Origin of the sequence: Patiriisocius sp. Uisw_047 (assembly GCF_047730165.1) — a bacterium.
Classification (GTDB): Bacteria; Bacteroidota; Bacteroidia; order Flavobacteriales; family Flavobacteriaceae; genus Patiriisocius.
The window spans coordinates 216,065-228,058 of the sequence record NZ_CP159834.1 but is presented as its reverse complement, the minus strand read 5'-3'; the positions used below and the strand labels follow the sequence as shown (position 1 = coordinate 228,058).

Annotated in this window: 9 protein-coding genes, 1 tRNA gene and 1 pseudogene; all 11 read left to right on the top strand. The window is 38.0% G+C overall.

All coding sequences use genetic code 11. The features are described from left to right. Nucleotides 1-4: 4 nt before the first annotated feature. The gene (locus tag ABXT71_RS01105) at nt 5-547 is read left to right on the top strand and encodes a DUF1599 domain-containing protein (protein ID WP_415371961.1); all 543 of its coding nucleotides are present in this window, start codon (nt 5-7) and stop codon (nt 545-547) included. Between the two features lie 126 nt (nt 548-673). Continuing rightward, nucleotides 674-1,858 carry a BT_3928 family protein gene (locus ABXT71_RS01100; RefSeq protein WP_415371960.1) on the top strand — a complete coding sequence of 395 codons (1,185 nt, stop codon included), beginning with the start codon at nt 674-676 and terminating at the stop codon, nt 1,856-1,858. Nucleotides 1,859-1,860: 2 nt separating this feature from the next. Continuing rightward, nucleotides 1,861-2,934, top strand: a complete 1,074-nt coding sequence (locus ABXT71_RS01095) for an ABC transporter permease (protein WP_415371959.1) — start codon at nt 1,861-1,863, stop codon at nt 2,932-2,934. Nucleotides 2,935-3,036: 102 nt separating this feature from the next. Continuing rightward, nucleotides 3,037-3,786, top strand: a complete 750-nt coding sequence (gene tpiA, locus ABXT71_RS01090) for a triose-phosphate isomerase (RefSeq protein ID WP_415371958.1) — start codon at nt 3,037-3,039, stop codon at nt 3,784-3,786. 28 nt (nt 3,787-3,814) lie between these two features. After that, nucleotides 3,815-4,648, top strand: a complete 834-nt coding sequence (gene prmA, locus ABXT71_RS01085; protein WP_415371957.1) for a 50S ribosomal protein L11 methyltransferase — start codon at nt 3,815-3,817, stop codon at nt 4,646-4,648. 10 nt (nt 4,649-4,658) lie between these two features. Further along, on the top strand, nt 4,659-4,934 hold the full coding sequence (locus tag ABXT71_RS01080; protein WP_415371956.1) for an ATP-dependent Clp protease adaptor ClpS: 276 nt from the start codon (nt 4,659-4,661) through the stop codon (nt 4,932-4,934). Between the two features lie 334 nt (nt 4,935-5,268). Continuing rightward, nucleotides 5,269-5,345, top strand: a tRNA-Arg gene (locus ABXT71_RS01075). A gap of 404 nt (nt 5,346-5,749) precedes the next feature. Next, nucleotides 5,750-6,169, top strand: coding sequence for an HYC_CC_PP family protein (locus ABXT71_RS01070; RefSeq protein WP_415371955.1), 420 nt, complete (start codon nt 5,750-5,752; stop codon nt 6,167-6,169). A 118-nt stretch (nt 6,170-6,287) separates the two neighbouring features. Next, nucleotides 6,288-10,040, top strand: a complete 3,753-nt coding sequence (locus ABXT71_RS01065) for an efflux RND transporter permease subunit (RefSeq protein ID WP_415371954.1) — start codon at nt 6,288-6,290, stop codon at nt 10,038-10,040. 118 nt (nt 10,041-10,158) lie between these two features. Then, on the top strand, nt 10,159-11,391 hold the full coding sequence (locus ABXT71_RS01060) for a TolC family protein (protein WP_415371953.1): 1,233 nt from the start codon (nt 10,159-10,161) through the stop codon (nt 11,389-11,391). Nucleotides 11,392-11,658: 267 nt separating this feature from the next. Next, a pseudogene (locus ABXT71_RS01055) lies at nt 11,659-11,838 on the top strand (heavy-metal-associated domain-containing protein); the annotation flags it as partial. Between the last annotated feature and the right edge of the window lie 156 nt (nt 11,839-11,994).

Sequence of the window (11,994 nt, the reverse complement as noted above, 5' to 3'; positions counted from 1 at the left end):
CCCTATGGCAGATACGTCTAAACAATACAATGAGGTAATCGAGACTTGTAGATCTCTGTTTATCAATAAGATGAAAGACTATGGAAGCGCGTGGCGTATCTTGAGATTGCCATCATTGACAGACCAGATATTTATTAAGGCACAGCGCATAAGAGGATTGCAGCAAAACAAGGAGCAAAAGGTAGATGAAGGGCAGCAGAGTGAGTTTATAGGAGTAATTAATTATAGTATCATGGCACTGGTGCAACTTGAAAAAGGAGTAGTAGAGCAACCAGATTTGTCATTAGAGCAAGCGACCGCCTTGTATGATGAGAATGTTGCGATCACAAAGCAATTAATGATGGATAAGAATCACGATTATGGAGAGGCCTGGAGAGATATGCGTGTAAGTAGCTTGACAGATTTAATTTTGCAAAAATTATTGAGAGTAAAGCAGATAGAAGACAATCAAGGCAAAACTATAGTAAGTGAAGGGATAGATGCTAATTATCAGGATATGATTAATTATGCTGTTTTTGCGCTTATTCATTTAAATGCTGCAGAATAAATAAGCCTTTTGTTGCCCTTCGACAAGCTCAGGGTGACTGTTAAAAAAATAATTAAGTGATATTGTCACACGGAGCTTGTCGAAGTGCATTCCTAAAGTTAGAATAAAGATTTAAATAAATATATAATGAGAGTACTAGTCGGATTTTTAAGAATATTTGTTGGTGTTTTATTCATCATAAGCGGTCTCGTTAAACTTAATGATCCAGTAGGGTTTTCTTTTAAGCTGGGAGATTATTTTGCTCCAGACGTTTTAAATCTTGAGTTCCTAGTGCCTTTTGCCTTGTTAATCGCAGTGGCTGTAGTTGTTTATGAAGTGATGCTCGGTGTGATGCTAATTATTGGTTATGCTAAAAAGTTCACTTTGTGGAGTTTGTTAATCTTGATTGTAGGCTTTACGTTCTTAACGTTCTATTCGGCGTATTTTAATAAGGTGACAGATTGTGGGTGTTTTGGTGATGCATTGCCATTAGTTCCTTGGGAGTCTTTTATTAAAGATGTAGTGCTGTTAGCGATGATTATCATTTTATTTATTGGACAGAAACATCTTTCGCTGTTCTTTACAAAAATGACACGAACTATTATCGTGTTTATTTCATTTGTGCTTTGTTTATTGCTAGGATATCACGTATTAATGCACTTGCCAGTGGTAGACTTTAGGGCCTACGAAATAGGGAAGAGTGTTAAAGAAGGTATGGCATATCCAGAAGATGCTCCAAAACCTATTTTTGATTATAACTGGAAATTTGATGTAAATGGGGAAGCGCAAATTGTCACTACCCAAGGAGACTACCCGCAAATAGATGGAAAGTTTGTCGAAGTAGAAACCATAGAGGTGCAGGCGGGTTATGAGCCACCTGTGCACGACTTTACAATGGAACGTGATGGAGAAGATTATACAGAAGCTTTATTAAATGACCCTAATCTTCTTGTGGTAATCGCGTATAGCCTTGATAATACAGAACTCAACGGATATGTGGCAATTAAAGAAGTAACAGATCGAGCCATTGCAAAAAACTATAAGGTGATAGGAATGTCTGCCTCGTCTCGTGAAGAAACAGAAAAACTAAAGAACAGACATGGTCTTAATTTCGATTTTTACTTCTGCGATATGACGACCTTAAAAACAATTGTTCGTAGTAATCCAGGTTTAGTAATGTTAGAGAATGGAACCATTACCCAAAAACTACATTTTAACGATGCCGCAGATTTAAAACTCGAATTACTTCCTGCCCGGCCTAAAGTTATCGAAGCGTTACTAGAAGAAGCTGTTACGGATTCTTTACAAGTACAAACAGAAGTAATAGAATAATAATGGGTCGGTATATACTAAAAAAATTGGGGTACGCTCTACTTACACTTTTTGGAGTGGTTACCGTGATATTTTTATTATTTACCATATTACCTGGCGACCCCGCAAGTATGATGCTAGGCCAGAATGAAACGGCAGAACAGGTTGCCATAGTAAAAAAGAAGTACGGTTTTGATAAACCTATCTACACGCAGTATTTATATTATTTAAATGACCTTTCTCCATTGTCTTTTCATAGCACACAGGCAGATGATTATACGCATTTAGCGAAAGATAAATATAGTGCAACAAAATTATTTGAAGCGTCAGGAACTGTTATGGTTGTAAAACTGCCTTATCTGCGGGAGTCCTTTCAGAAAAACGGGAAGAAGGTGAGTGCCGTGATTGCAGAGACCTTGCCCAATACATTTATTCTCGCCGTTTCAGCAATACTTGTCGCCATGTTCTTAGGGGTGTTTCTAGGGGTTATTTCGGTGCTTTTTAAAGATGGATGGGTGGATAGATTGATCCAGCTAGTAAGTACCTTAGGGATGAGTGTTCCTTCCTTCTTCAGTGCAATTATCTTTGCGTGGTTGTTTGGTTTTGTATTACATAAGTACACAGGATTGAATATGACAGGGAGTTTGTATGAAGTAGATGATTTTGGTGAAGGGGCCACTATTCAATGGAAGAACTTGATTTTGCCAGCCATTGTTCTAGGGATTAGACCGTTAGCGGTTGTGAGCCAATTAATGCGTAATTCCTTATTAGAGGTGTTGAACCAGGATTACATAAGAACAGCTAAGGCAAAAGGACTTTCATTTACAAAGATTATTATCAGTCACGCCTTAAAAAATTCGATGAATCCGGTGATTACAGCAATATCTGGATGGTTTGCTTCTATGCTAGCAGGAGCTGTATTTGTAGAATACATCTTTGGTTGGAACGGCTTGGGAAAAGAAATAGTAGAAGCATTAAACACCTTAGATTTACCGATTATTATGGGCGCCGTTATTATTATCGCAAGTCTTTTTATTGTTATCAATATTTTGGTAGATATTGCATATGGTTGGCTGGACCCGAAAGTAAATGAATAAAAACTAAATTAAATTATTAATCCGCCTGCCCACTAGCAGGAAGTTCTGAAGCAATAGTATTACTTCGGAAGTTTAAAATAAACCCCATTGCGGGCATACATTATGAGAAGAAATATCGTAGCTGGAAATTGGAAAATGAATAATAACCTCTTGCAAACAGAAGCCTTGCTCCAAGAATTAAAAATGCAAGTGATTCCAGAAAATGTGACTGTAATGGTGGCGCCAGCGTATACAAATTTGTATCATGCTTTTGAGTCCGTGAGAGGGCAGGCTATAGAGGTGGTAGCACAAAATATGCATCAGTCTAAAAATGGCGCTTATACCGGCGAAGTTTCTGCAGAAATGCTAAAAAGTGTAGGTATAGACACGGTGATATTAGGACATAGCGAACGTCGTGCATATTTTAATGATACCAATGCAGTCTTGGCAGAAAAGGTGAATACAGCTTTAGAAAACGATATGCAGGCTATTTTCTGTTTCGGTGAAGAGCTGGAAGATAGAAAACAAGGAGAGCAGTTTGAAGTAGTGAAAGCGCAGCTGGAGCAGGGATTATTGCATTTAAATGAGGAGCAATTTAAAAATATTATCCTCGCTTATGAACCAGTGTGGGCAATAGGCACGGGAGAAACAGCAAGCCCTGAGCAGGCGCAGGACATCCACGCATACGTTCGCAAGTTAATTGCCTCGGCGTATAGCGATACGGTTGCGGAAAATGTATCCATCCTTTACGGCGGTAGTGTGAAGCCTGGGAACGCAAAGGAAATTTTTGCAAATCCAGATGTAGATGGCGGCCTTATTGGCGGCGCTGCATTGAATGCAAATGATTTTATGGCAATTGTTAACGCTTTTTAATACTTCTGAAATTTTAAATATTAAACCCATGTCGCAGATTTATATAGAGTACGATTTTAAAGTAGCACCCTTAACTCCGGGAAATGAAATTCTCATCGCCGAATTAGGAAATGTAGGATTCGAAAGTTTTGTTGAGAATGAAGATGGAGTGAAGGCTTATATTCAAAAAGAAGAATGGAATGAAAATATTCTAGCGGGTATCTACATTCTTAGCTCAGATGAGTTTGAGATCACATTTCAGAAGACAGAAATAGACCAAGTAAATTGGAATTCTGAATGGGAAAAGAACTTTGCCCCTATTATTGTAGATGATACGTGTGCAGTTCGCGCTACCTTTCACAAACCTTTTAATGTAAAATACGAGATTGTGATAGAGCCTAAAATGTCTTTTGGGACAGGGCATCACGAGACTACGCATATGATGATCCAGTATATTCTTGAAGAAGAATATCAAGGTAAGCACGTACTTGATATGGGCTGTGGCACTGCAATTCTAGCCATACTGGCAGAGATGAAGGGGGCAAAAACACTAGACGCAATAGATATAGATCCTTGGTGTGTGGATAATTCTGAAGAAAATGTAGAAAGAAATAACTGTACAGGAATTACAACCATACTAGGTGGGGCAGAAGCGATCCCCCAGGTTCAGTACGATACAGTTATCGCAAACATTAATAGGAATATTTTATTAGCAGATATGGACACGTATGTAAAGAGGTTGAAAAAAGGAGGTTCCCTATTTTTAAGCGGATTTTACACACAAGATTTAACAATAATTACAGATTGTTGCAATAAATTAGGTGGTACTTTTGTTTCTAATAAAGAACGTAATAATTGGGTTGCGGCAAAATTTGTCTTTTAAAAATATTGAGATGAGTACTAGAGAAAAATATGACGAACAAGAAGACGTAGCTGTCTTAGAGTATAAAGAGAACGTTATTGTGTTATTTAACGATGATGTAAATACCTTTGATGACGTGATAGATGCGCTTGTCTATGCCTGCGATCATACACCTATACAGGCAGAGCAGTGTGCTACACTCGTGCATTACAAAGGTAAGTGTACTGTTAAGTCAGGTTCTTATGAAGATTTAGAACCTAGATGTTCTATGTTATTAGAAGCAGGATTAAGTGCTGAGATTAGCTAGACATTATCCGCTAATAAAATAAGAGGTCACAACATCAGCAAAAGCTAAAAGGACCAAAACTACTATAATAAAGGTCGCTCCAAACTTAGTTTTTTAGTGTCTTAAAATATATAATCGCTTTCTTGATTCTTGTCTGAGTACTTCACAAATTTTTGGAATACTTTGTTTTTTCTTGATCATATTATAAGTTTTCATAAAGCTGGTTTGAATGATTTTAAATGGTTCTTAAAGAATTATTAAGAAATGCAAAATAATTTTAAAGTTTGTTAGTAAGAGAATTATAGAATTGTATATATTTGCAGCCCGAAACAAAAAATATTTTGTTTCGTAAAACGGCCTCGTGGCGCAACTGAATAGCGCACTTGATTACGGCTCAAGAGGTTACTGGTTTGAATCCAGTCGAGGTCACCAAGAGCGAAAAGTCTACACATTTGATGTGTAGACTTTTTTTGTTTCCGAAACCGTCAAAAGCGCAGCTTTTGTAAGATTTCGGAAACAAAAAGTACATCGCTTCTTCAGCGATGTACTTTTTTTCATTGTAAGGAGGGAGTTTTTTCTGGATCTGTAATCCAGCTTCGATGCAAACAAGTGCAGCTTTTGTAAGATTTCGGAAACAAAAAAAGTACATCGCTTCTTCAGCGATGTATACTTTTCATTGTAAGGAGGGAGTTTTTTCTAGATTTGTAATCCGGCTATCTATATTACTGTTATTTCGTTTATACCTAGGGCCATGGAACCTTGAGGCACACTTTATATAAACTAAGAATATGTTAAAAAGAACCCAATTGTTAAAATAAATGCTAATTTTACAGCAAATGATACAATTCATCCACAAATCAATGGCAGTGTTTATGGCAGCCGTAGTCCTTATGACTACGATGTCGTTCACGGTTGATATGCATTATTGTGGAGAAACGTTGGTTGATTTTTCTTTTATCCAGCAAGTAAAAACGTGTGGGATGGAAAAAGCTCAGACCGCAACTACCTGTGAAAATCCTATGTTTTCAAAGAAGCCTTGCTGTACAGATAAGCAAGTCATGAAACAAGGATCAGATGATCTCAAAGTTTCATTTGACTTACTTACATTTGAGCAACAAGTCTTCGTTGCATCATTTACATACGCATACATCAGTCTCTTTGAAGCAACCGAATCTAAAGAGATTCCTTTATTTGATTACGAGCCGCCCTACGTCAAGCTCGATGTGCAAGTGCTGCACCAGACCTATTTAATTTGATTTTTAAACAGTAGCCATTTTGCTCTACGGTACTTCCGTCTTGGGCTTAATTTGTTGTGTTTGATTTTTTGACTTCCAAAATTTCAATCTTTCCATAACTGTTTAAATATCAAATACCATGCTTAATAGAGCTATCAAATTTCTAATAGAGAATAAACTCGTTGCCGTTTTAATGCTCACCTTATTTATAGGTTGGGGTATTGTAAATGCACCCTTTGGTTGGGACACGGGCATGCTACCCTCTAATCCTGTAGCCGTTGATGCAATCCCAGATATTGGAGAGAACCAACAGATTGTATTTACAAAGTGGCAAGGTCGTTCACCACAAGATATTGAAGACCAGATCTCCTATCCTTTAACGACATCCTTACTTGGTATTCCTGGAGTAAAAACAATTCGTAGTTCTTCTATGTTTGGTTTTTCCAGTATCTATATCATTTTTGAAGAAGACATCGAGTTTTACTGGTCACGTAGTCGAATTCTAGAAAAACTAAATTCGCTGTCAGCAAACCTTTTGCCAGAAGGTGTTAATCCGTCATTAGGACCTGATGCTACAGGTCTAGGTCAAATATATTGGTACACACTAGAGGGGCGTGATAAAAAAGGAAAAGTAACGGGTGGTTGGGATTTGCAAGAATTGAGAAGCATTCAGGATTACTATGTGAAATATGCACTTTCTGGTGCAAGTGGAGTTTCAGAAGTTTCCTCTATAGGGGGCTATGTTCAGGAATATCAAGTAGATGTTGATCCTGAAAAAATGCGTCAATACGACATCAGTTTAAATGCTATCGTAAAGGCGGTCAAGGAAAGTAATCAAGATATCGGTGCGCAAACCTTAGAGATTAATCAAGCAGAATATTTAGTTCGCGGTTTAGGCTATGTAAAATCAATTGCAGATTTGGAGAATGCTGTGGTGTCTTCAAAAAACTTTACTTCTCTACGAATCAAAGATGTTGCAAGCGTTACACTTGGACCAGCAGCAAGACGTGGTATGCTAGACAAAGAAGGAGCGGAAGTTGTGGGTGGTGTTGTTGTTGCTCGTTACGGAGCAAACCCGATGGAAGTCATCAATAATGTCAAAGCAAAAATTGAAGAACTCAAAGGCGGTCTGCCTACAAAAGTATTGGCAGATGGTCGTACATCTCAACTTACCGTAGTGCCGTTTTATGATCGAACTGAGCTTATTGAAGAGACATTAGATACCCTTAATGAAGCGCTCACACTAGAGATCTTAATTACCATTCTAGTCATTATTATTATGCTTTTTAATATAAGAGCATCCATACTTATTTCTGGTTTATTGCCTGTAGCTGTATTAATGGTTTTTGTAACAATGAAACTCTTTAATGTAGACGCAAATATCGTTGCCCTTTCAGGTATTGCCATTGCTATTGGTACTATGGTAGATGTAGGTGTCATTCTAGCCGAAAATATGATACGGCATATCGATGACGAGAAACTACGCCATAAGGAGAACGGCACAGCATACACCACAAATGAAATCATCTATAATGCTACGGCAGAAGTGTCAGGAGCCATCTTAACAGCGGTACTCACCACGATTATAAGCTTTGTGCCTGTCTTTACAATGATAGGTGCCGAAGGAAAACTATTTAGGCCCTTAGCTTTTACAAAAACGATGGCACTTTCTGCCTCTTTAGTAATCGCCTTGTTCATAATTCCACCGATAGCTGCTTATTTATTTAAGAAGAACGATGTCAAGAAGCCATTTCGCTATTTGCTTAATATTTCACTTGTAGTACTGGGGATTATTGCAATAATTTACGGGTACTGGTTAGGTTTAATATTAATCGCTTTTGGTATCACTACTCTAGGGTCTGTACGAGGTATGCTTTCTGAAAAACGAGCAAACCTAATTCATATCATAATAGCTTCTGCGGCCATTGTATTTCTCTTGGCAACGTACTGGCGGCCTCTGGGATTTGATCGAGGGATTGCTATTAATCTCGTTTTTGTTTCCATTATCTGCTTCGGAATATTAGGAGTGTTCTCGCTTTTTAAAAGGTATTATAATCAAATTTTGAAGTGGGCTTTAGCAAATAAGCTGCTGTTTCTCATAATTCCGACAACCGTGCTTATTTCTGGAATATGGATAATGAATAATACGGGCAAGGAATTTATGCCCTCACTAAATGAAGGTTCATTCCTCTTGATGCCTACCTCATTACCGCACGCGGGTGTGGAAGAAAATAAACGGGTGTTGAAGCAACTCGATATGGCAGTTGCTACCATTCCCGAAATTGAAACAGTAGTAGGTAAATCTGGCAGAACAGAATCTGCGCTCGACCCTGCACCACTATCAATGTATGAAAATATGATTCAGTATAAATCTGAATTTATGAGGAATGACAACGGAAAACGACAACGCTATCGTGTAAATGCTGACGGTTTATTTGTGCTGAAAGATGACACATTCAATATCAATCCAAACAATAAAATTGATGAGGATGCAAACTATGAGGCATCACAACTCAACGCAAGTGTATCTCATACAGATTTGATTCCTGACGATGATGGAGAATATTACCGAAACTGGAGACCAGAAATTAACAGCCCAGACGATATCTGGAATGAAATCATTAAGGTGACTAAATTTCCAGGTGTGACTTCTGCACCAAAACTACAGCCTATTGAAACTCGATTGGTCATGCTACAAACGGGAATGCGCGCCCCTATGGGAATCAAAGTGAAAGGCCAAGATTTGGCTCAAATTGAAGCTTTTGGTTTACAGCTTGAAACAATTTTAAAGCAGTCAGAAGGTGTAAAAGAGCAAGCTGTTTTTGCAGATCGTATTGTAGGTAAGCCATATTTGTTAATTGATATCAAACGTGAGCAACTCGCGCGTTACGGAATTTCAATTATGGATGTGCAGCAAATTCTGCAAGTGGCTGTTGGCGGAATGCCACTTACCCAAACTCTAGAAGGTCGTGAGCGTTATGATGTTCGTGTGCGTTATCCAAGAGAGTTGCGCAGCAATCCAGACGATTTAAAAAAGATCTATGTTCCGGTAGCAAATGGGAGTCCTGTTCCATTGGGCGAATTGGTTGAGATTCGTTATGAACAGGGCCCGCAAGTCATTAAAAGTGAAGACACCTTTCTAGTGGGCTATGTGTTATTTGATAAGCTAGATAGCTTTGCCGAAGTAGATGTAGTGGAAAATGCGCAGACTTTATTTAAACAAAAAATAGAAGCTGGCGAATTAATAGTTCCTAAAGGAATCAGTTATCAATTTACGGGAACCTATGAAAATCAACTACGAGCAGAAAAAACACTTTCCGTGGTAGTTCCATTGGCACTTGCCATCATCTTTTTGATTTTATATTTTCAGTTTAAGTCAGTGAGTACTTCACTAATGGTATTTACAGGAATCACAGTTGCTTTTGCAGGTGGCTTCATAATGATCTGGCTCTATGGTCAGGATTGGTTTTTCAACTTCAATTTGTTTGGTGAGAATATGCGCGATCTTTTCAATATGAAAACCATTAATTTAAGTGTCGCCGTGTGGGTTGGGTTTATTGCACTTTTTGGTATTGCAACAGATGATGGTGTGGTCATGGCAACTTACCTCACACAAACCTTTGATAGGGAGAATCCAACCAATAAAAAGGAAATCCGTCTGGCAACATTAGAAGCAGCAGGAAAGAGAATTCGTCCGTGTTTAATGACCACCGTTACGACGATACTTGCTTTACTACCCATACTGACATCTACAGGAAAAGGGAGCGACATTATGATCCCAATGGCAATTCCTATTTTCGGTGGGATGATCATCGACATCACTTCCTACTTCTTAGTGCCTGTGCTGTATAGTTGGAAAAAAGAATACCAGCTTAAAAAAGTAAAACAATGAAAAATATAAAATTCACTGTGTTTCATTTTTTTCCGCTGAAGTTGATACGGAGGGAATTCGTAGTGCGGAAACGTGTTAGAGAAGACCAATCAGGAATCAAAATAATAAACGACTAATTATGAAAAATCAAAATAAATATGCATTCTTGTTTCTTGTCTTTTGTTTCTTGGGGCCAATTGTGATAGCGCAATCTTTACAAAATTACATAGACGAAGCAATGCTTACTAATCCAACGATTCAATCTTTCGAATTGAGACATAAAATTTCCGAAGAAAAGATAAACGAAGCGAACTGGATTCCAAACACAGAAATAAGTGCGGGCTATTTTGTGAGTGAGCCAGAAACTCGTGTGGGAGCACAGCGGACACGTATTGGTTTTAAACAAATGCTTCCTTGGTTTGGCACAATTACCGCCCGTGAAAATTATGCTTCTTCTATGGCTGAAGCTGAATATGTAGAAGTCACAATTGCTAAAAGGAAACTAGCTTTATCTGTAGCCGAGACATACTATTTGTTGTATGAAATTCGTGCAAAGCAGCTTGTGTTAGCCGAGAATATTCAATTGCTGGAAACCTATGAACAACTTGCCCTTACTTCTATTGAAGTAGGTAAGGCTTCTGCGGTAGATGTCTTGAGATTACAGATACGCCAGAATGAGTTAGTCCAAGAAAAAGAAGTGCTAGCGGAACAACAGGAGGGAATACAAGCCGCTTTTAATAAACTCCTTAATCGAAATTATGATGTGCCCGTTGCTACGGTTTCGTCTTTAGAAATCCCGGAAGATACGCTTGTCATCAATTATGACGCGCTGTTACTCAACCCTGAATTGCTTAAATATGACATGCTTTATGAATCTGTAACACAGTCTGAATTGTTAAACCAGCGAGATGGTTTGCCTATGATAGGTTTTGGTTTGGATTATTTGCCTGTAAGCGAAAGAACAGATGCAAACCCTATCGACAATGGGAAAGATGTGTTAATGCCTATGGTTTCTGTTTCTATTCCATTATTTAATAAGAGATACAAGTCTATATCAAGACAGAATCAATTACGCCAACAGGAAATTGAAACCCAAAAGCTACACCGTTTAAATCTTTTGGAAACTGCGTTTGCAAAGGCAATATCTCAACGTAATCAGGCTAGAATAAAATATAGCACACAATCAAAAAACGTAAAACAAGCCAAGGATGCGGAAGAAATTCTCATCAAGAATTATGAAACTGGAACTATAGATTTTAATGATGTTTTAGACATTCAAGAATTACAATTAAAGTTTCAGACAAATCAAATAAGTGCTATAAAAACATACTATTTGCAGAGCGCGATAGTTAATTATTTAATAACAAAATAAATACAAAAAAATAAACAATTTTAGCAGCAATAGTACTGATTACATCAGTATTTGTGTTGCCTTGTAAGGATAACAAGGCAGCAGTAAAGGAAGGAGCTATTGCAAAACAGGGAGCAGAATACACATCAGCTTACGTCTGTCCTGTGCATTGTAAAGATAGCGGCAGCGATAAGGAAGTTGCGTGTAATACGTGTGGAATGACACTGATGAAAAATGAGGACCATGCCGCAAAGGGACATAAGCACGAATAAGTAGAGAATAATTAAAATGAAACACACCTATGACATACAAGGAATGACCTGCAACGGTTGTCGAAATTATATAAGACAAACACTTTCTAAAGTGGTAGGTGTGTCAAGTGTATCGGTAGATTTAGAAAAAGCCGAAGCCAGTATCGAAATGGAATCGCACATTGCTATTGAAACATTTCAAAAAGCACTTCAAGATAAAGACATTTCAGTAATAATGCTTACAGGAGATAATCACGACACCGCTCAAGGAGTGGCAATTGAACTCAATCTTTCCGATTTTAAAACGGGAATGTTGTCGGAAGACAAATTCAAAGAAGTAGCAAAATTACAGGACTAAGGAAAAGTAGGAGCA